Here is a 19,724-nt window from a genome sequence, read left to right as displayed (position 1 = left end):
CGATTACTCCGCAATGCGCGCAACGAAGCGCGTCTTGATCGGCAGCTTGGCAGCGGCGAGCGTCAGCGCCTCCTTGGCGGTCTGCACCGTCACGCCGTCGATCTCAAACATCACGCGGCCCGGCTTGACCCGCGCCACCCACAATTCCGGTGCACCCTTGCCGGAGCCCATGCGGACTTCGGCGGGCTTCTTCGACACCGGCACGTCCGGAAACACGCGGATCCAGACGCGGCCGGCGCGCTTCATGTGACGGGTCAGCGCGCGACGGGCGGCTTCGATCTGGCGGGCGGTGACGCGCTCAGGCTCCATCGCCTTCAGGCCGAACTGGCCGAACGCCAACGTCGCGCCAGAGGTCGCAACGCCGTGGATACGGCCCTTATGCGCCTTCCGGAACTTCGTTTTCTTAGGTTGCATCATGGCTTTAAGCCCTCAAATTCCTGCTTTGCCTCAAGCGGCGTCGCGGCGCGAACGCGGGGTGTTATCGCCCTCGGCCATCTTCTTGTCCTGGGCCATCGGGTCGTGCTCGAGGATCTCGCCCTTGAAGATCCAGACCTTGACGCCGCAGGTGCCGAAGGTCGTGAACGCGGTGGCAACGCCGTAATCGACGTCGGCGCGCAGGGTGTGCAACGGCACGCGGCCCTCGCGGTACCACTCCATGCGCGCGATTTCGGCGCCGCCGAGACGGCCCGAGCAGTTGATGCGGATGCCGCCGGCGCCGAGACGCATCGCCGACTGCACGGCGCGCTTCATGGCGCGGCGGAACGCCACGCGGCGTTCGAGCTGCTGGGCGATCGATTCGGCGACCAGGGTCGCATCGAGCTCCGGCTTGCGGATTTCGACGATGTTGATCACGACGTCCGACGAGGTGATGTCGGCGACCTTCTTGCGCAGCTTGTCGATGTCGGCGCCCTTCTTGCCGATCACGACGCCCGGACGAGCCGAGTGGATCGTCACGCGGCACTTCTTGTGCGGACGCTCGATCACGATGCGGGCGACGGCCGCCTGCTTGAGCTCCTTGTGCAGGATCTCGCGGATCTTGACGTCTTCATGCAGCAGCTTGCCGTATTCCTGCTTGCCGGCGAACCAACGGGAGTCCCAGGTCCGGTTGATGCCGAGACGCAGCCCGATTGGATTGATCTTTTGACCCATCGTCTTCTCCTGCGCCGCTTTAAGCGCTTGCCTCGGCCTCGACCTGACGAACCACGATGGTCAGGTGCGAGAACGGTTTGAACACACGGCCCGAACGGCCACGGCCGCGCGGAGCAAAACGCTTCATCACGATGCCGTTGCCGACATGCGCCTCGGCGACGACGAGATCGTCGACCTCGAGGTCATGGTTGTTCTCGGCGTTCGCGATCGCCGATTCCAGGCACTTCTTGACGTCGACCGCGATCCGCTTGCGCGAGAACTGCAGGTCGGCGAGCGCAGCGGACGCCTTGCGGCCGCGGATCAGCTGCGCCACCAGGTTGAGCTTCTGCGGGCTGACGCGCAGCATGCGGGCGACGGCCTTGGCCTCATTGTCCGCGAGGCTACGTTCGCGCTTTGGTTTGCTCATCGGTTAATCCTCAAGCCTTCTTGGCTTTCTTGTCGCCCGAATGGCCGTGGAAGGTCCGGGTCGGCGAGAACTCGCCGAACTTGTGACCCACCATTTCCTCGTTGATTGCCACCGGCACGTGCTTGTGGCCGTTATAGACGCCGAACGTCAGGCCGACGAACTGCGGCAGGATGGTCGAGCGGCGGCTCCAGATCTTGATGACGTCGTGACGGCCGGACGCGCGGGCAGCATCTGCCTTCTTGAGCAGAGAACCCTCGACGAACGGGCCTTTCCAGACTGAACGAACCATGTCCGGCGTTCCTTACTTCTTCCGCTTGTGGCGGCTGAGGAGAATGAATTTGTTGGTCGACTTGTTGGTGCGGGTCTTCTTGCCCTTGGTCGGCTTGCCCCACGGAGTAACCGGGTGGCGACCGCCCGAGGTACGACCTTCACCACCGCCATGCGGGTGATCGATCGGGTTCATGACGACACCGCGGTTGTGCGGGCGCCAGCCGAGCCAGCGGGTACGACCGGCCTTGCCGATCGAGATGTTCATGTGATCCGGGTTCGAGACCGCGCCGATCGTGCCGCGGCAACGGCCGTGCACGAGACGCTGCTCGCCCGAGTTCAGGCGGACGATCACGTAGTCCTGGTCGCGGCCGACAACCTGGGCGTAGGTACCGGCGGAGCGCGCCAGCTGGCCGCCCTTGCCGATCTTCAGCTCGATATTGTGCACGATCGTGCCGACCGGCATGTTGCCGAGCGGCATGACGTTGCCCGGCTTCACGTCGACATAGTTGCCGGCGACGACGGTGTCGCCCGCGGCCAGACGCTGCGGCGCCAGGATGTAGGCCAGCTCACCATCCTGATACTTGATCAGCGCGATGAACGCGGTCCGGTTCGGATCGTACTCGAGCCGTTCCACGACCGCCGGCATGTCCACCTTGTCGCGGCGGAAGTCGACGGTGCGGTAGGCCTTCTTGTGGCCGCCGCCGCGGAAACGCACGGTGATGCGACCGGTGTTGTTGCGACCGCCATTGCCGAGCTTGCCCTCGGTCAACGTCTTCACCGGCTTGCCCTTGTAGAGCGCCGAACGATCGACCATGACCAGCTGGCGCTGGCCCGGCGTCGTGGGATTGTAGGTTTTCAATGCCATCGTCGTTGCGCCTTATAGTCCGGTAGTCACGTCGATGCGGTGGCCCTCTTCAAGGGTCACGATCGCGCGCTTGGTGTCCGACTGCGAGCCGAGATTGCCGCGGAACACCTTGGTCTTGCCCTTGCGAACGAGAGTGTTGACGCTCTTCACCTTGACGTCGAACAGCTTCTCGACCGCTTCCTTGATCTGCGGCTTGGTGGCCTTGCCGGCGACCTTGAACAGCACCTTGTTGTGCTCGGAGGCGAGCGTCGCCTTTTCCGTCACGACAGGAGAGATGATGACGTCGTAGTGGCGCGGGTCGATGTTCTTCATTTGAAGCGCGCCTCCAGCGCATCAACCGCAGCCTTGGTCAGCACCAGCTTGTGGCGGCGGAGAATGTCGTAGACGTTGATGCCCTGGATCGGCAGCACGTCGATGTTCGGGATGTTGCGGGCCGCGGTCGCGAAACCGGCGTTCAGCTCGGCGCCGTCGATGATCAGCGCATTGGTGAGCCCGAGGCCGGAGAAGTGACCGAGCAGCGCCTTGGTCTTGGCGGCCTCGAGCGCGGCGTTGTCGATCACGATCAACCCGCCGTCCTTGGCCTTGGCCGACAGCGCGTGCTTCAGCGCCAGCGCGCGCACCTTCTTCGGCAGGTCGGTCGCATGCGAGCGAACGACCGGACCGAACGCACGGCCACCGCCGCGGAACTGCGGCACGCGGGCCGAGCCGTGACGGGCGCCGCCGGTGCCCTTCTGCTTGTACATCTTCTTGCCGGTGCGCCAGACGTCGGCGCGGCCCTGGGTCTTGTGCGTGCCGGCCTGACGCTTGTTCAGCTGCCACTGCACGCAGCGCTGAATGATGTCGGCGCGGGGCTCGAGACCGAAGATCGCGTCAGAGAGCTGAACGGATCCGGCGTCCTTGCCTTCAAGGGTCGTGACTTTCAGTTCCATCTCACGCGCCCTCCTTCTCGGCCACAGCTTCGGCAGCGTCGCCGCCGGCAACCTTGAACTTGCCGGGCTTCGGAGCTTCCTTCGGCAGCGGCTTCTTGACGGCGTCGCGCACCGAGATCCAGCCGCCCTTGGAGCCGGGAACGGCGCCTTCGACGAGGATCAGGCCGCGCTCGACGTCGGTCGAAACCACGCGCAGATTGAGCGTGGTGATGCGGTCGACGCCCATGTGACCGGGCATCTTCTTGTTCTTGAAGGTCTTGCCGGGGTCCTGACGACCACCGGTCGAACCGATCGAACGGTGCGAGATCGACACACCGTGGGTGGCGCGCAGACCGCCGAAGTTCCAGCGCTTCATGCCGCCGGCAAAGCCCTTGCCGATCGAGGTGCCGGTCACGTCGACAAACTGGCCGACCACGAAATGGTCCGCCTGGATTTCCGCGCCGACCGGGATCAGCGCGTCCTCAGACACGCGGAACTCGGCGAGCTTGCGCTTCGGCTCAACCTTGGCGACCGCGAACTGGCCGCGTTCGGCCTTGGGCATGTACACCGTCTTGCGGGCGCCCGAGCCGAGCTGAAGAGCGACATAGCCGTTCTTCTCGGTCGTGCGGTGGCCCAGCACCTGGCAGTTGCCCAACTTCAGCACGGTCACAGGGATATGCTCACCGGTCTCCGTAAAGACCCGCGTCATCCCGACCTTTTGTGCGATCACTCCGGAGCGCATCGGCGTGCTTCCTGTCTTTCTGTCCGCAAGCGGCGGACGTAAAAATCCAAAACCTTAGAGCTTGATCTCGACGTCGACACCGGCGGCCAGGTCGAGCTTCATCAGCGCATCGACGGTCTGCGGGGTCGGGTCAACAATGTCGAGGAGGCGCTTGTGAGTGCGCATCTCGAATTGCTCGCGGCTCTTCTTGTCAACGTGCGGCGAACGGTTGACGGTGAACTTCTCAATGCGGGTCGGCAGCGGAATCGGTCCGCGAACCTGAGCACCGGTGCGTTTCGCCGTGTTCACGATCTCGCGGGTCGACGTATCGAGAATTCGATGGTCGAACGCCTTGAGACGGATACGAATGTTTTGGCCGTTCATTGCCGCTGTCTTTCTCTGTCGTCTTATCTGCGAATGGTGGCTAACGGGCAGCGGACGATTTCATCCGCTACCCGCCAATCCTGTTCGCTTATTACTCGATGATGGCGGAGACGACGCCCGAGCCGACGGTGCGGCCACCTTCGCGGATCGCGAAGCGGAGCTTCTCTTCCATCGCGATCGGCACGATCAGGTGCACTTCCATCGCGATGTTGTCGCCCGGCATCACCATTTCGGTGCCTTCGGGCAGATGCACGACACCGGTCACGTCGGTGGTGCGGAAGTAGAACTGCGGACGGTAGTTGGTGAAGAACGGGGTGTGACGACCGCCCTCTTCCTTGGTGAGGATGTAAGCCTCGGCCTTGAACTTGGTGTGCGGCTTGACCGAACCCGGCTTGCACAGCACCTGGCCACGCTCGACTTCCTCGCGCTTGGTGCCGCGGAGCAGCGCGCCGATGTTGTCGCCGGCCTGGCCCTGATCGAGCAGCTTGCGGAACATTTCGACGCCCGTGACGATCGTCTTCTGGGTGTCGCGCAGACCGACGATTTCGATTTCCTCGCCGACCTTGATGACGCCGCGCTCGACACGGCCGGTCACCACGGTGCCGCGACCGGAGATCGAGAACACGTCTTCAACCGGCATCAGGAACGGCTGGTCGATCGGACGGGCCGGCTGCGGGATGCTCTCGTCGACGGCGCGCATCAGCTCGAGAACCGCGTCGTGGCCGAGCTTCTTGTCCTTGTCTTCGAGGGCCGCGAGCGCCGAGCCCTTGATGATCGGGATGGTGTCGCCCGGGAATTCGTACCTCGAGAGCAGCTCGCGGACTTCCATTTCGACGAGCTCGAGCAGTTCCGGATCGTCGACCATGTCGCACTTGTTCAGGAACACGACGAGCGCGGGAACTCCGACCTGGCGGGCGAGCAGGATGTGCTCGCGGGTCTGCGGCATCGGGCCGTCGGCAGCCGACACGACCAGGATCGCGCCGTCCATCTGGGCGGCACCGGTGATCATGTTCTTGACGTAGTCGGCGTGGCCGGGGCAGTCGACGTGCGCGTAGTGGCGGTTCTGCGTCTCGTACTCGACGTGAGCGGTCGAGATCGTGATGCCGCGCGCCTTCTCTTCCGGCGCCTTGTCGATCTGGTCGTAGGCGGTGAACGTCGCGCCGCCGGTTTCTGCAAGCACCTTGGTGATCGCTGCGGTCAGCGAGGTCTTGCCATGGTCGACGTGACCGATGGTGCCGATGTTGCAGTGGGGCTTGTTACGCTCGAATTTTGCTTTGGCCATTTGACTCTCCGTTCAGTCGTTAGTTGCGAACCAACGACAATCAAGCAAACTTTTTCTGGACTTCAGCCGACACGTTCGCCGGAGCTTCGGCGTAGTGATCGAACTGCATCGTGAAGGTTGCGCGACCCTGGCTCATCGAGCGCAGGTTATTCACGTAACCGAACATGTTCATGAGCGGCACCATCGCGTTGATGACGTTGGCGTTGCCGCGCATGTCTTGGCCCTGGATCTGGCCGCGCCGGGAATTCAGGTCGCCGATGACCGAACCGGTGTAGTCTTCCGGGGTCACCACCTCGACCTTCATGATCGGCTCGAGCAGAACGGACTTGCCCTTCGTCAGCGCCTCGCGGAACGCAGCCCGCGACGCGATTTCGAACGCCAGCGCCGAGGAGTCGACGTCGTGATACTTGCCGTCGACCAGCTGCACCTTGACGTCCACCACCGGGAAGCCCGCGACGACGCCGGAGCCCATCACGCTGTTGAGGCCCTTTTCGACGCCGGGGATGTATTCCTTCGGCACCGCGCCGCCGACGATCTTCGATTCGAACTCGTAGCCCTTGCCGGGCTCGTTCGGCTCGACGACGATCGACACTTCGGCGAACTGACCGGTACCGCCGGTCTGCTTCTTGTGCGTGTACTTGACCTCGGCCTTCTTGGTCACGCGCTCACGGAACGCCACCTGCGGCGCGCCGATGTTGGCATCGACCTTGTAGGTGCGCTTGAGGATGTCGACCTTGATGTCGAGATGCAGTTCGCCCATGCCCTTGAGAATGGTCTGGCCGGACTCCTGATCGGTCGACACGCGGAACGACGGATCCTCCGCAGCGAGCTTGGCAAGCGCCACGCCGAGCTTTTCCTGGTCGGCCTTCGACTTCGGCTCGATCGCGATCTCGATCACCGGCTCCGGGAATTCCATCTTCTCGAGGATGACCTGCTTGTCGGGATCGCACAGCGTGTCACCGGTGCGCGCTTCCTTCAGGCCGGCCAGCGCGACGATGTCGCCGGCATAGGCCTCCTTGATGTCTTCGCGGTTGTTCGCATGCATCAGCAGCATGCGGCCGATACGTTCCTTCTTCTCGCGGGTCGAGTTCACCACGCCGGTGCCCGACTGCAGAACGCCGGAATAGATGCGGCAGAACGTGATGGTGCCGACGAACGGGTCGTCCATGATCTTGAACGCGAGCAGCGCCAGCGGCTCCTTGTCGTCCGCCTTGCGCACGACTTCGTTGCCATCCTCATCGGTGCCCTTGATCGCGGGCACGTCGATCGGCGACGGCAGGTAGTCGACCACGGCGTCGAGCAGCGGCTGCACGCCCTTGTTCTTGAACGCGGAACCGCACAGCACCGGATAGAACGCGCCGGTCAGCACGGCCTTGCGGATCAGGCGCTTCAGCGTCGCCTCGTCCGGCTCCTTGCCGTCGAGATAGGCGGCCATGGCGTCGTCGTCGAGCTCGACGGCGGCTTCCACCATCTTCTCGCGGTATTCCTTGGCCTGCTCGACGAGGTCTTCCGGGATATCGACATAGTCGAACTTCGCGCCGAGCGATTCATCGTTCCAGATGACGCCCTTCATCTTCACGAGGTCGACGAGACCCTTGAAGTTGTTCTCGGCACCGATCGGAAGCTGGATCGCGATCGGCTTGGCGCCGAGGCGGTCGACGATGTCGGACAGGCACTTGAAGAAGTCGGCACCGGTCTTGTCCATCTTGTTGGCGAAGACGATGCGCGGAACCTTGTACTTGTCGCCCTGGCGCCAGACGGTTTCGGTCTGCGGCTCGACGCCCTGGTTGGAGTCGAGAACGCAAACGGCGCCATCGAGCACGCGCAGCGAACGCTCGACCTCAATGGTGAAGTCGACGTGGCCGGGGGTGTCGATGATGTTCAGACGCTTGCCGGCCCAGAACGCGGTGGTCGCAGCCGACGTGATCGTGATGCCACGCTCCTGCTCCTGCTCCATCCAGTCCATCGTCGCGGCACCTTCGTGCACTTCGCCGATCTTGTGGCTCTTGCCGGTGTAATAGAGGATGCGCTCGGTGGTCGTGGTCTTGCCGGCGTCGATATGCGCCATGATACCGAAGTTACGGTAGTCCTCGATGGCATGTTGGCGGGGCATGAGACTGTTCCTTAAATTCCGTTGTTCGCCTTACCAGCGATAGTGCGAGAAGGCGCGGTTGGCTTCCGCCATCCGGTGCACGTCTTCACGCTTCTTGACGGCGTTGCCGCGATTGTTCGAGGCATCGAGCAGCTCAGCCGAGAGACGCTCCGTCATGGTCTTTTCGTTGCGCTCGCGGGCGGCCGAGATCAGCCAGCGAATGCCGAGCGCCTGACGGCGCACCGAACGGACTTCCACCGGAACCTGGTAGGTCGCGCCGCCGACGCGGCGGGAACGAACTTCGATCGTCGGCATGACGTTCTCGAGCGCCTGCTCGAACACGCCGAGCGGCGGCTGCTTGGTCTTGGCCTCGATCATGCCGAGCGCACCGTAGACGATGTTTTCGGCAACCGACTTCTTCCCGGCGTACATCACCGAGTTCATGAACTTCGTAATGATGATGTTCCCGAACTTCGGATCCGGAAGAACTTCACGCTTCTCAGCAGAGTGGCGACGCGACATCTGATCGTTTCCTGCTTACTTCGGACGCTTCGCGCCGTACTTCGAACGACGCTGCTTACGGTTCTTGACGCCCTGGGTATCCAGCACGCCGCGGAGGATGTGGTAGCGCACGCCGGGCAAGTCCTTGACGCGGCCACCGCGGATCATGACCACCGAGTGCTCCTGCAGGTTATGGCCTTCACCCGGGATGTAGCCGATCACCTCGAAGCCGTTGGTCAGGCGCACCTTGGCGACCTTACGAAGCGCCGAGTTCGGCTTCTTCGGGGTCGTGGTGTAGACGCGCGTGCACACGCCGCGCTTCTGCGGCGACTGCTGCAGCGCCGGCACCTTCTTGCGCGACTTCTGCACTTCACGTGGTTTTGCGATCAGCTGGTTGATCGTCGGCATGCAGCCTTCACCCTTTAGTTCGCGCGAAAGCCCTGAATGGCTCCGCAAATTTCTTCTCAGGACTAGCCGTCCCGTTCGGCCCGCTCGACGCGAATCAAATACCCGCGCAAAGCGAAATCGCGCCAACCACTCATCACTGAGCGGAAAGCGCATCGACGCCACAGAGGACCGCGATCCCGGACCGTTCAGCGTTCGCTGTTCGGTCCGCCACCGAGGTCATGCATCCGAATTTACTCTCAAGAGGACGTGCTCAAGAGAACCAAAATCGTCCTGGCATTGCCTAGCTATCATCGACAGCGTTTGAGCGGCATTCGTCGAGGTTGGTGCCCGTCCGGCTCCTCAAAAAGGGCCGTTGGGTGTTCCGTTCCGACGCTGGCTAGCTCACCGCCTGTCGTTAAGTGGGGGCCTTGTATAATCGAGAGGTAGTGAAGTCAAGCAAAACGACAAGCCAAGAAACGCCTCTGGCACTTGCGTATTTCGCATTTCGCCGACACGCGGCGCGCGACGAAATATGACAGCCTCGTCGCCTCCCCTCACCCTTACCCGAATCTCGGGCGCGCTGCCCGACTCATATATTACCCGGGCAAAATAAGAATAGAAACAACTCTCCCCAACTTCGTCCTGAAGGCAAACTTCGAAACTAAGCCTTTATTTGCCATTCGCAGCGCAAAAATTGCGGTCTACGGCCACGGAAATCCTCATGCGGTACACCGACATCGCGATCATCGGCGGAGGTCTTGCGGGTTCGACCGCAGCCGCCATGCTTGGCCGTGCCGGGATACCGACCGTCCTGGTCGACCCCCACCAGGACTATCCGTTCGATTTCCGCGTCGAAAAGATCGGTGGCGACCTCCAGCTCGCGCGATTCGCCAGGACCGGTATCGCCGATTCCGTGCTCCGTTCGGCGACGCTGGACGGCGAGAACTGGATCGCGCGATTCGGCTATTTGCTCGACCGGCAGCCAAGCCGGCAACACGGCATCATGTACGACGCATTGATCGGTGCGATTCGGAACGAGGTCGCAGGGTCGGCGGAGTTCATTTGCGACAAGGTGGTCAATATCGCGACCAGCTCCGAGCGGCAGAAGCTCGTGCTCTCCGGTGGCGAGGAAATCTCGGCGCGCCTCGTGGTACTCGCCAACGGCCTGAATGTCGGGCTGCGCCGGATGCTCGGCATCGAGCGGCTCATCACCAGCCACTGCCACTCGATCTCGTTCGGCTTCGATTTCGTGCCCGTCGGCCGCCCCGCCTTCCCGTTTGCGGCCATGACCTATTTCTCGGAGCGGCCGAGCGACCGCATTCCCTACATCACGCTGTTTCCGGTCGAGAACCGGATGCGCGCCAACCTCTTCACCTATCGCCAGGCCGACGATCCCTGGGTGCGGGCGATGCGCCGCAATCCGGTCGAGACGCTGAACGCCGCACTGCCCCGGCTGCGCCGGCTGACCGGCGAATTCGACGTCGCCGGCGACATCAAGATCAGGCCGGCCGACATCTATGTCAGCACCGGCTATCGACAGGCCGGCGTCGCGCTGGTCGGTGATGCCTTCGCCAGCACCTGCCCCGTCACCGGCACCGGCACCGACAAGGTGTTCACCGACGTGGCCCAGCTCTGCAACGTCCACATCCCGGCCTGGCTTTCGACCGACGGCATGGGTGAGGAGAAGATCACCGCGTATTACGACGATCCGGTGAAGACTGCGTGCGATGCCTGGTCGAACGCCAAGGCATTCAACTTCCGCGAGGTCTCGATCGGCAGCGGACCCTATTGGCAAGCCCAGCGTTGGGCGCGCTTCCTCGGCTATCTCGGCCGGGGCACGCTGCGCCGGCTGCAAGGCTCGCCGGCGGCGCCGTCAATGACGCAGCCGGCCACTCATTTCCGGCAGCGTCCGCACGCGGCCGACAGGGCGTGAGACGAGAGATCGGCGGCCACTAGCGCCGGGCCGTCACCGCGGTGCCGGCTCACGCCTCCTCGTCCTCGTCTTCGTCCTCATCTTCATCATCGTCGTCATCATCGTCCGCGTCGTCGTCCTCGTCGTCCGCGCCGTGATGCACATGCCCCTGGTCGTCCCACAGCTTGCGGTAGACGCCATTCCGGGCCAGCAGCTCCTCGTGCGAGCCGCGTTCGATCGCCCTGCCGCCCGAGATCACGATGATCTCGTCCATCTCGACCACCGAGGTCAGGCGATGCGTCGACCAGATCATGGTGCGGCCCTCGGCGACCTTGAGCAGCGTGCGGTTGATCGCAGCCTCCGTAGTCTGGTCGAGTGCCGATGTCGCCTCGTCGAGCAACAGCACGGACGGATTGCGGATGATCGCGCGCGCGATCGCGATGCGCTGGCGCTGGCCGCCCGACAAGGTATCGCCGCGCTCGCCGACCGGCGTGTCGTATCGCTGCGGCAGGCTCATGATGTAGCGATGGATCTCGGCCTTCTTCGCCGCGTCCTCGACCTCGGCATCGCTCGCGCCTTCCTTGCCGAGCCGGATGTTCTCGCGGATCGACATGTTGAACAGCATGTTCTCCTGGAACACGACCGCCATGTTCGCGCGCAGTGATTCCCGCGTCACCCGTCGGATGTCGACGCCGTCGATCGCGACACGGCCCTCGTCCGGCAGGTAGAGCCGCAGGATCAGGTTGATCAGCGTGCTCTTGCCCGAGCCGCTCGGACCGACGATCGCGATGCTCTTGCCGGCATTGAGCTTGAGGCTGAGATTGTCGAGCACCGGCGTCTGCGCCCCCTCATACTGGAAGGTGACGCGGTCGAAGGAGATGTCGTTGGTGATGCGCGGCAGATCCGGCGCCCCGGGACGGTCGGCGCCGCGGGTCGGCTCGTCGAGCAGCTCCTGGATGTGCCGCACCGCTGCCGCCGACGAGATCGACACCGGGATGAAATGCATGAGATGGGCGATGTTGTACGACACCTCCCAGAATGCGCTTTCGAAGGTCACGAAGGTGCCGACCGTGATCTGGCCCTTGGTGGCGAGATAGGCGCCGATCGCCAGCACCACGAGGTGGAGCAGCAGCACCGCGATGGTGACGGTGCGCTCCACCATGGTCGACAGGAACATGGCTGACGCGGCCTTGGCCCGGACGTCGCGGTTGCGCAGCGTGAACCAGCCGAGCGCCCGGCGTTGCAGGTTGAACGCCTTCACCACCGCCTGCGCGGCGACGTTCTCCTGCACCGTCCCGAGCAGCGCGGCTTCGTTCTGCTTCTGCTCGTAATTGGCCAGCACCGCCTTCGGCGTCAGGATGCGCGGCCCGATCAGCGTGATCGGAAACACCAGCAGGGCGACCACGGCGAGCTGCCAGTTCAGGAACAGCATCAGGATGATGCCGGCGATCAACTCGAGGCCCGGCAGCGCCGCGCTGTTGGCGAAGGTCTTGACCGAACCTTCGAAGGCCGACAGATCGATCGAGAAGCGCGACAGGATCTCGCCGCGCTTGGTCCGCGCGAAATAGGCCGACGGCAGGTTCTGGACGTGCTCGAAGATGCGCGTCCGGACGTCGGCGATGATGCCGGCGCCAAGCCGCGCGTCCCAGCGCTCGTACCAGACCGCGATGATCGAGGTGACGATGCCGGCCACCGCGAGCACGCCGAGGATCTTGTAGAGGGCCTGGAAATCCTCCTCGCCGAGCGCGTCGTCGATCAGGAATTTCAGGCTGAGGGGCATGATGACGTTGAACAACGTCTCGACCAGGACGCCGAAGGCGACGAACGCGAGCGGCTTCTTGTAGTTGGTCAGGATCGGCCTGATGAAGCCATAGATCGTGGAAAGCGCGCCGGCGGCTTCCTTGGCGGTGAAGACGACGAGATCCTCGTCATCATCATCGTCGAGCTCGAACTCGTCGTCCTCGTCCTCATCCTCTTCGTCGTCAGCCGGCGCCGCGGCGGGCTTGGCGGCGGCGGCAGGCGGACCGGGGACGGAAGCGGGCTTCTTCTTCAGCTCGGGATCGTCAGCCGATGCGCGATTCGGATCGTCTGATGCAGGAGGTCTTGATGCAGGAGGTCTTGGCGCCATGAAACCAACCGATGCTTCACGGCCGGCATGACCGCAAATCGAAACCGCAGCGGCGAACGCTGCCGGTACAATCCTATGCGATCACAATGAATTCGGCAAAGCGTTTGGAACGGCCGGTGCGCGCCACACGCTCCGGTCGAATCGGGATCTCGGTCCTGCCGCCGTTTGACACGTGGTTGACGCAAGGCCGATCGCCTTGCGCCAAGGACCCGTCGTCGCTGCCGCTAGTCGTCGAGGTCGGCTTCGACCTTGTCGAAGAAGGAATAGCGCAGGCTGTCGGAGTCGGCGTACCACTGCCCCGGCCCCTTGTTGGCGGCCAGCGTCAACGTCCACAGCGCATCGGTGCAATCGCGGCGGTGCATCGACAAGTCGAAGCCGTTGCCGAAGAACAATTCCGACCACTCCCACCAGGTGCCGAGCTTCTTCACCCCGCGCAGCAGGTCGTAGCGATCGATTACGGCGGGCGCCATGTCCGAGGTCACCGACGCGAACACGACGCCGCTCTTGACCACGCGGTTGAGCTCGCGCACGCCGCGCACGACCTGCTTCTCGCCGAGATGGCACAGCGAGGTCTCGAACACGAAGTCGAACTCGTTGTCCTTGAAGGGCATGTCGGCGATCGAGCCGAGCTTGTTGTACTTCTTGAGCGCCTTCGGCGTCTTGCCGTGGATGTAGCGGTTGTTCTCGATACCCCAGGCATCGATGCCGCGCTCGCGCAGTGCGCCGACCAGTTCGCCGCTGGCGGAGCCGGCGATCAGGAGCTTGTAGCCCTTCGCCCTGCCCCAGACCGTCTTGATCAGGTCGGTCAGATAGGCCGGGTCCGTGAAGTTGCGCCAGACTTCGCTGTAGGGGCCGGCGCCGCGATAATTCTCGAAATAGCTGCGGTCGATCTTGTCGGACAGCGTGCCCTCGTCCTGCGCGCGGGCGCGGCGCAGCCGCATCATCTCGGTGACGATGATGTCGGTCGCGGCATCGGAGGAATCGAGCAATCCGTTCAACGTCGAATCGAACAGATAGTCGCCGACCACGACGATGCCGGGGTGCTGCTTCGGCTCGGGGCGGTGGTTGGTCATGACGTCGCGCACCGGCAGGCCGCCCGGCAGCGCGTTGACCGACGACAGCCAGCGATGGATCTTGCCCTCGAGGAAGTGTTCGCGCGCATCGCCGAGCGAGGCAGGCAGCGACTTCAGCGCGGCGTCGATCAGTTCCTGATCAGAGAGATTGGCGAAGGCGAGCGCATCGGAGCCCGCGATCAGCCAGTTCAGCACGCCGTGCTTGCCGACATCGTGGCGCGCGCCCTCGTTGTAGACGCAGCAGCCGCCGAACGCTTCCGACATGAACCAGGCGCCCGGGATCTTCTCGCCCCAGAACGGCTCGTCGAACAGGATCGAGACGCGCAGATAATGCGCCGGCCGGTCGAAATAGGCGACGTGCTTGACCATCGACTTGCGCAGCGTCTCGCCGTCCCAGCGCATGGTCGCGAGCCAGGAGTGCGGCAGGCAGACCAGCACGAGGTCGAAGTCGCGCGTCTCCGGCCCCTTGCCGTTCATCATGTTGAGCTGGTAGCGGCCCTGCTCGGTCTTGCCGACCTTGAGCACGCGATGGTTGAGCTGGATGTCGGCACTGACTTCCGAGCGCAGGCAATCGATCAGCTGCTCGTTGCCGTTCTGGATCGAATACAGGCCGATATAGCCGTCGACATCCATCACGTAGTTCTTCAGCGCGTTGAGGCCGTTGGTGTTGTGGCTCTCGGTCGCGAGATCGGAGCGCGCCATCACCTTGAAGAAGCGCTTGGCGGTCGCGTCCTCGACCTCTTCGTCGAGTATCTGCTCGGCCGTCTTGTAGGCCCAGGGGTGCTCGTTGTCGTGGGATCCGACGCCCTCGTAATATTCGATCGGCGACACCAGGTCGCTGCAGCGCTTGCGGAACGCCTCGATCGCAGCCGCGGTCTTCGGCCCGTATTTCCGGCGCATGCCGGGGACGTCGGCGAGCAGCTCGCCGTCGAGATGCACCTGCTCGGCATCCATCGGGATCGTCTGCAGGCCGAAATGCTGGATCAGCTCGCGCAGCGGATCGGGGCCCGTCATCGAGTAATCGTAGATCTCGGCAACGCCGGCCTCATACATGGCAGGCGCGGTTTCGAATTTGCGCGTGACGATCTTGCCACCCAGGCGGTTCGACGCCTCGAAGATGGTGATGCGGCAAAGATCGCCGAGTTTGCGCTTCAAATACCAGGCGCTCATCAGCCCCCCGGGGCCGCCGCCTACAATTGCCAAGTCGAGCATATCGATTCCGTCGTCTCCGGCTGCCAAGCAGCCGGTCTAAGTCACCCCAGCAAAAGCACTTTTCTGCCTGAAGGGAAGATGAACAAACTGCGTCCCTGCACCGCAGCAGGGAAACAAAGCAGCAAAAAGGCCGGCAAAACGCCGGCCTTCTCGTCGTTACCGTAGTCTTGCGGAGGCCTATTCCGCCGGCGGCAGTGCCAGCGGCTCCGCTTCCGGGGCCGTCGGCACGATCGCTGCCTGCTGCTTCTCGCGCTCGTCGAGGATCAGCTTGTCGCGCTTGACCGCGACTTCGCGGATCCGGGCCATCGAGGCGCCGGTGCCGGCCGGGATCAGGCGGCCGACAATGACGTTCTCCTTGAGGCCCTCGAGCGGGTCCACCTTGCCGTTGACGGCAGCTTCGGTGAGCACGCGCGTGGTCTCCTGGAACGACGCCGCCGAGAAGAACGAGCGGGTCTGCAAGCTCGCCTTGGTGATGCCGAGCAGAACCGGCGTTCCCGTGGCGGGCTTCTTGCCCTCCTCCTTGGCCTTGGTGTTGAGCGCGTCGAACTCGATCTTGTCGACCTGCTCGCCCGAGATCATGTCGGTGTCGCCCTGGTCGGTGACCTCAACCTTCTGCAGCATCTGGCGGACAATCACCTCGATGTGCTTGTCGTTGATGAGCACGCCCTGCAACCGGTAGACCTCCTGGATTTCGTTGACCAGATAGGCAGCGAGCTCCTCGATGCCCTTGATCGCCAGGATGTCGTGCGGCGCCGGATTGCCTTCGACGATGAAATCGCCCTTTTCGACGATGTCGCCGTCCTGCAGGTGGATGTGCTTGCCCTTCGGGATCAGGTACTCGCGCGGCTCCTCGGTCTTGTCCATCGGCTCGATCGAGATGCGGCGCTTGTTCTTGTAGTCGCGGCCGAAGCGGATCGTTCCCGCGGTCTCCGCGATGATCGCCGCATCCTTCGGCTTGCGAGCCTCGAACAGTTCCGCCACCCGCGGCAGACCGCCGGTGATGTCACGCGTCTTGGCGCTCTCGGTCGAGATACGCGCCAGGATGTCGCCGGGCATCACCTTCGCGCCGGTATCGACCGACAGAATGGCGTCGACCGACAGCATGTAGCGGGCATCGCCGCCACGCGCGAGCTTCATCACCTTGCCGTCCTTGCCCTTGACCACGATGGCCGGACGCAGGTCCGAACCGCCGCGCGTCGTGCGCCAGTCGATGACCACGCGCTTGGCGATACCGGTCGACTCGTCGAGCGTTTCCGAGATCGACTGGCCTTCGACCAGGTCCTCGAACCCGATCGTGCCCTCGACTTCGGTGAGCACCGGGCGGGTATAGGGATCCCACTCCGCGATGCGCTGGCCACGCTTGACCATGTCGCCTTCATCGACGTGCATCTTCGAACCGTACTGAATACGGTGGGTTGCACGCTCGGTGCCGTCGGCATCGACGATCGCAACGACCATGTTGCGCACCATCGCGACCAGGTTGCCTTCGCTGTTGCGGGCGATTGCCTTGTTCCTGATCACGATCTTGCCGTCGAAGTTCGATTCGACGAACGACTGCTCGTTGAGCTGCGCCGCGCCGCCGATGTGGAACGTGCGCATCGTCAGCTGCGTGCCGGGTTCACCGATCGACTGCGCCGCGATGACGCCGACGGCCTCACCGTGGTTGACCGGGGTGCCGCGGGCCAGATCGCGGCCGTAGCACTTGGCGCAGATGCCGTTGATCAGCTCGCAGGTCAGCGCCGAGCGGATCTTCACTTCCTGGATGCCGGCCTGCTGGATCGCGTCGACATGGGTCTCCTCCATCAACGTGTCGCGCTTGACGACAATCTCGTTGGTGGCGGGATCGCGCACGTCATCGCAGGCCGTGCGGCCCAGGATGCGCGAACCGAGCGAGGCAACGACCGTGCCGGCGTCGACGATGGCGCGCATCTTGATGCCGAGCTTGGTGCCGCAATCGGTCTGCGTGATGATGCAGTCCTGCGCGACGTCGACCAGACGGCGGGTCAGGTAGCCCGAGTTCGCGGTCTTCAACGCGGTGTCCGCGAGGCCCTTACGGGCACCGTGGGTCGAGTTGAAGTATTCGAGCACCGACAGACCTTCCTTGAAGTTGGAAATGATCGGCGTCTCGATGATCTCGCCCGACGGCTTGGCCATCAGGCCGCGCATGCCGGCGAGCTGGCGCATCTGGGCCGGCGAACCACGCGCACCGGAGTGCGCCATCATGTAGATCGAGTTGATGTCGGCATCGGCTCCCGCCGCCGTCTTCTTGGTCGACGAGATCTCCTTCATCATCGCCTTGGCGACTTCTTCACCGGCCTTCGACCAGGCGTCGACGACCTTGTTGTACTTCTCGCCATGGGTGATCAGGCCGTCATTGTACTGCTGCTCGAAATCCTTCGCCAGCGTACGGGTCTGGTCCACGATCTTCCACTTCGACGCCGGCACGACCATGTCGTCCTTGCCGAACGAGATGCCCGCCTTGAAGGCGTTGTAGAAGCCGAGCGCCATGATGCGGTCGCAGAAGATCACCGTCTCCTTCTGACCGCAGTGACGGTAGACCTGGTCGATCACGCCAGAGATCTCGCGCTTGGTCATCAGCTTGTTGATGATGTCGTACGAGATCTTGGTGCTCTTCGGCAGCAGGTTGCCGAGCATGACGCGACCGGCGGTGGTTTCGATCCACCGCTTCGACATCTTGCCTTCGTCGTCCATGCCTTCCCACCGGTACTTGATCTTGGTGTGGAGGTGGATGACCTTCGAATGCAGGGCGTGCTCGAGCTCGGCCATGTCGCCGAAGATTTTGCCCTCGCCGGGCAGGCCTTCGCGCATGATCGAGACGTAGTAGAGGCCGAGCACGATGTCCTGCGACGGCACGATGATCGGCTGGCCGTTCGCCGGATGCAGGATGTTGTTGGTCGACATCATCAGGACGCGCGCTTCCAGCTGCGCTTCAAGCGACAGCGGAACGTGCACGGCCATCTGGTCGCCGTCGAAGTCGGCGTTGAAGGCGGCGCAGACCAGCGGATGCAGCTGGATCGCCTTGCCTTCGATCAGCACCGGCTCGAACGCCTGGATGCCCAGGCGATGCAGCGTCGGCGCGCGGTTGAGCAGCACCGGATGCTCGCGGATCACCTCGTCGAGGATATCCCAGACCTCCGGACGCTCCTTCTCGACCAGCTTCTTGGCCTGCTTCACCGTGGTGGATAGGCCCTTGGCGTCGAGCCGCGAGTAGATGAACGGCTTGAACAGTTCGAGCGCCATCTTCTTCGGCAGGCCGCACTGATGCAGGCGCAGCTCGGGACCGACCACGATCACCGAACGGCCCGAATAGTCGACGCGCTTGCCGAGCAGGTTCTGACGGAACCGGCCCTGCTTGCCCTTCAGCATGTCGGCGAGCGACTTCAAAGGCCTCTTGTTGGCGCCGGTGATGACGCGGCCGCGGCGGCCGTTGTCGAACAGCGCGTCGACGGCCTCCTGCAGCATGCGCTTTTCGTTGCGGATGATGATGTCGGGCGCACGCAGCTCCATCAGCCGCTTCAAGCGGTTGTTGCGGTTGATGACGCGGCGATACAGGTCGTTGAGGTCGGAGGTCGCGAACCGGCCGCCGTCGAGCGGCACCAGCGGACGCAGGTCGGGCGGAATCACCGGCACGACCGTCATGATCATCCATTCCGGCTTGTTGCCGGAGACGCGGAAGGCCTCGACGATCTTCAGACGCTTGGCGAGCTTCTTGTGCTTGATGTCGGAGTCGGTCTCCGCCATGTCGGCACGCAGCGTCGCCTCGAGCTTCTCGAGCTCGAGACCCTTGAGCAGCTCGCGGATCGCCTCGGCGCCGATCATGGCGGTGAAGCTGTCCTGGCCGTACTCGTCCTGCGCCTTCAGATACTCGTCTTCCGACAGCAGCTGACGGTCCTTCAGCGCGGTGAGACCCGGCTCGAGAACGACGTAGTATTCAAAGTACAGGATCCGCTCGAGATCCTTCAGCGTCATGTCGAGCAGCAGGCCGATGCGCGACGGCAGCGACTTCAGGAACCAGATGTGGGCGACCGGCGCCGCCAGCTCGATATGGCCCATGCGCTCGCGCCGGACGCGCGACAGCGTCACCTCGACCGAGCACTTTTCGCAGATGATGCCCTTGTACTTCATCCGCTTGTACTTGCCGCACAAGCACTCGTAGTCCTTGATCGGCCCGAAGATGCGCGCGCAGAACAGGCCGTCGCGCTCCGGCTTGAAGGTACGGTAGTTGATGGTCTCCGGCTTCTTGATCTCGCCGTAGGACCACGACAGAATCTTCTCCGGAGACGCGATCGAAATCCGGATCTGGTCGAAGACCTGGGCCGGCGTCGTCGGATTGAAAAGATTCATAATCTCTTGGTTCATGGTCTTCTCCTCGCGTGCCGATCGTCACCGGCAGCAAATTCGAAACTCTTATTC

General features: G+C 63.4%; 17 protein-coding genes. 1 reads left to right on the top strand and 16 read right to left on the bottom strand.

What is annotated here, in order from left to right:
* Positions 1-3 precede the first annotated feature (3 nt).
* From rplP to rpsL, 13 genes are all read right to left on the bottom strand, one after another.
* Entirely contained in the window at positions 4-417 is a 414-nt protein-coding gene (rplP, locus tag H8A92_RS14965; protein WP_044538547.1) for a 50S ribosomal protein L16, read from the bottom strand.
* 30 nt (positions 418-447) lie between these two features.
* Positions 448-1,149, bottom strand: a complete 702-nt coding sequence (gene rpsC / locus H8A92_RS14960; RefSeq protein ID WP_024578575.1) for a 30S ribosomal protein S3 — start codon at positions 1,147-1,149, stop codon at positions 448-450.
* A 19-nt stretch (positions 1,150-1,168) separates the two neighbouring features.
* Positions 1,169-1,555, bottom strand: a complete 387-nt coding sequence (gene rplV / locus H8A92_RS14955) for a 50S ribosomal protein L22 (RefSeq protein ID WP_016843750.1) — start codon at positions 1,553-1,555, stop codon at positions 1,169-1,171.
* A gap of 10 nt (positions 1,556-1,565) precedes the next feature.
* Positions 1,566-1,844, bottom strand: a complete 279-nt coding sequence (gene rpsS, locus H8A92_RS14950) for a 30S ribosomal protein S19 (RefSeq protein WP_024578574.1) — start codon at positions 1,842-1,844, stop codon at positions 1,566-1,568.
* Positions 1,845-1,856: 12 nt separating this feature from the next.
* Entirely contained in the window at positions 1,857-2,690 is an 834-nt protein-coding gene (rplB, locus tag H8A92_RS14945; protein ID WP_229181553.1) for a 50S ribosomal protein L2, read from the bottom strand.
* A 12-nt stretch (positions 2,691-2,702) separates the two neighbouring features.
* Positions 2,703-3,002 carry a 50S ribosomal protein L23 gene (locus H8A92_RS14940; protein WP_016843746.1) on the bottom strand — a complete coding sequence of 100 codons (300 nt, stop codon included), beginning with the start codon at positions 3,000-3,002 and terminating at the stop codon, positions 2,703-2,705.
* A complete protein-coding gene (gene rplD / locus H8A92_RS14935; protein ID WP_229196514.1) occupies positions 2,999-3,619 on the bottom strand; it encodes a 50S ribosomal protein L4 in 621 nt (206 codons plus the stop codon). Before rplD ends, H8A92_RS14940 begins: the two co-directional genes overlap by 4 nt.
* 1 nt (position 3,620) lies before the next feature.
* On the bottom strand, positions 3,621-4,340 hold the full coding sequence (gene rplC / locus H8A92_RS14930; protein WP_163150595.1) for a 50S ribosomal protein L3: 720 nt from the start codon (positions 4,338-4,340) through the stop codon (positions 3,621-3,623).
* Positions 4,341-4,394: 54 nt separating this feature from the next.
* Positions 4,395-4,703 carry a 30S ribosomal protein S10 gene (rpsJ, locus tag H8A92_RS14925; RefSeq protein ID WP_002712302.1) on the bottom strand — a complete coding sequence of 103 codons (309 nt, stop codon included), beginning with the start codon at positions 4,701-4,703 and terminating at the stop codon, positions 4,395-4,397.
* Between the two features lie 91 nt (positions 4,704-4,794).
* A complete protein-coding gene (tuf, locus tag H8A92_RS14920; RefSeq protein WP_229181556.1) occupies positions 4,795-5,985 on the bottom strand; it encodes an elongation factor Tu in 1,191 nt (396 codons plus the stop codon).
* 40 nt (positions 5,986-6,025) lie between these two features.
* Positions 6,026-8,098 (bottom strand): elongation factor G, encoded by a 2,073-nt coding sequence (gene fusA / locus H8A92_RS14915; protein ID WP_229196513.1) that lies wholly within the window; start codon positions 8,096-8,098, stop codon positions 6,026-6,028.
* Between the two features lie 30 nt (positions 8,099-8,128).
* Entirely contained in the window at positions 8,129-8,599 is a 471-nt protein-coding gene (gene rpsG / locus H8A92_RS14910) for a 30S ribosomal protein S7 (RefSeq protein ID WP_021081660.1), read from the bottom strand.
* Positions 8,600-8,614: 15 nt separating this feature from the next.
* Positions 8,615-8,986, bottom strand: a complete 372-nt coding sequence (gene rpsL / locus H8A92_RS14905) for a 30S ribosomal protein S12 (protein ID WP_028168167.1) — start codon at positions 8,984-8,986, stop codon at positions 8,615-8,617.
* 700 nt (positions 8,987-9,686) lie between these two features.
* Here rpsL and H8A92_RS14900 point away from each other — a divergent pair.
* On the top strand, positions 9,687-10,898 hold the full coding sequence (locus H8A92_RS14900; protein ID WP_229196512.1) for an FAD-dependent oxidoreductase: 1,212 nt from the start codon (positions 9,687-9,689) through the stop codon (positions 10,896-10,898).
* A gap of 49 nt (positions 10,899-10,947) precedes the next feature.
* Here H8A92_RS14900 and H8A92_RS14895 read toward each other — a convergent pair whose 3' ends face one another.
* The 3 genes from H8A92_RS14895 to rpoC form a co-directional block, all read right to left on the bottom strand.
* Complete coding sequence (locus H8A92_RS14895) at positions 10,948-13,005, bottom strand: ABC transporter ATP-binding protein (protein WP_229196511.1); 2,058 nt, start codon at positions 13,003-13,005, stop codon at positions 10,948-10,950.
* Positions 13,006-13,229: 224 nt separating this feature from the next.
* Positions 13,230-15,290 carry an FAD-dependent oxidoreductase gene (locus tag H8A92_RS14890; RefSeq protein WP_229196510.1) on the bottom strand — a complete coding sequence of 687 codons (2,061 nt, stop codon included), beginning with the start codon at positions 15,288-15,290 and terminating at the stop codon, positions 13,230-13,232.
* Positions 15,291-15,467: 177 nt separating this feature from the next.
* Positions 15,468-19,670 carry a DNA-directed RNA polymerase subunit beta' gene (rpoC, locus tag H8A92_RS14885; RefSeq protein ID WP_229196509.1) on the bottom strand — a complete coding sequence of 1,401 codons (4,203 nt, stop codon included), beginning with the start codon at positions 19,668-19,670 and terminating at the stop codon, positions 15,468-15,470.
* Positions 19,671-19,724: the final 54 nt, after the last annotated feature.

The sequence above is a fragment of the Bradyrhizobium acaciae genome (assembly GCF_020889785.1).
Lineage (GTDB): Bacteria > Pseudomonadota > Alphaproteobacteria > Rhizobiales > Xanthobacteraceae > Bradyrhizobium > Bradyrhizobium acaciae.
Note: the sequence above shows the minus strand (reverse complement) of the source record. Positions and strands in the feature narration are given on the sequence as shown.

Bases quoted from the DNA above. Each gene is read 5' to 3' on its own strand.
- rpsL (WP_028168167.1), bottom strand. From the start codon at position 8,986: ATGCCGACGATCAACCAGCTGATCGCAAAACCACGTGAAGTGCAGAAG.
- rpsS (WP_024578574.1), bottom strand. From the start codon at position 1,844: ATGGTTCGTTCAGTCTGGAAAGGCCCGTTCGTCGAGGGTTCTCTGCTC.
- rplV (WP_016843750.1), bottom strand. From the start codon at position 1,555: ATGAGCAAACCAAAGCGCGAACGTAGCCTCGCGGACAATGAGGCCAAG.
- rpoC (WP_229196509.1), bottom strand. From the start codon at position 19,670: ATGAACCAAGAGATTATGAATCTTTTCAATCCGACGACGCCGGCCCAG.
- H8A92_RS14940 (WP_016843746.1), bottom strand. From the start codon at position 3,002: ATGAAGAACATCGACCCGCGCCACTACGACGTCATCATCTCTCCTGTC.
- H8A92_RS14895 (WP_229196511.1), bottom strand. From the start codon at position 13,005: ATGGCGCCAAGACCTCCTGCATCAAGACCTCCTGCATCAGACGATCCG.
- rplC (WP_163150595.1), bottom strand. From the start codon at position 4,340: ATGCGCTCCGGAGTGATCGCACAAAAGGTCGGGATGACGCGGGTCTTT.
- rplP (WP_044538547.1), bottom strand. From the start codon at position 417: ATGATGCAACCTAAGAAAACGAAGTTCCGGAAGGCGCATAAGGGCCGT.
- H8A92_RS14900 (WP_229196512.1), top strand. From the start codon at position 9,687: ATGCGGTACACCGACATCGCGATCATCGGCGGAGGTCTTGCGGGTTCG.
- H8A92_RS14890 (WP_229196510.1), bottom strand. From the start codon at position 15,290: ATGCTCGACTTGGCAATTGTAGGCGGCGGCCCCGGGGGGCTGATGAGC.
- tuf (WP_229181556.1), bottom strand. From the start codon at position 5,985: ATGGCCAAAGCAAAATTCGAGCGTAACAAGCCCCACTGCAACATCGGC.
- rpsG (WP_021081660.1), bottom strand. From the start codon at position 8,599: ATGTCGCGTCGCCACTCTGCTGAGAAGCGTGAAGTTCTTCCGGATCCG.
- rpsC (WP_024578575.1), bottom strand. From the start codon at position 1,149: ATGGGTCAAAAGATCAATCCAATCGGGCTGCGTCTCGGCATCAACCGG.
- rplB (WP_229181553.1), bottom strand. From the start codon at position 2,690: ATGGCATTGAAAACCTACAATCCCACGACGCCGGGCCAGCGCCAGCTG.
- rplD (WP_229196514.1), bottom strand. From the start codon at position 3,619: ATGGAACTGAAAGTCACGACCCTTGAAGGCAAGGACGCCGGATCCGTT.
- rpsJ (WP_002712302.1), bottom strand. From the start codon at position 4,703: ATGAACGGCCAAAACATTCGTATCCGTCTCAAGGCGTTCGACCATCGA.
- fusA (WP_229196513.1), bottom strand. From the start codon at position 8,098: ATGCCCCGCCAACATGCCATCGAGGACTACCGTAACTTCGGTATCATG.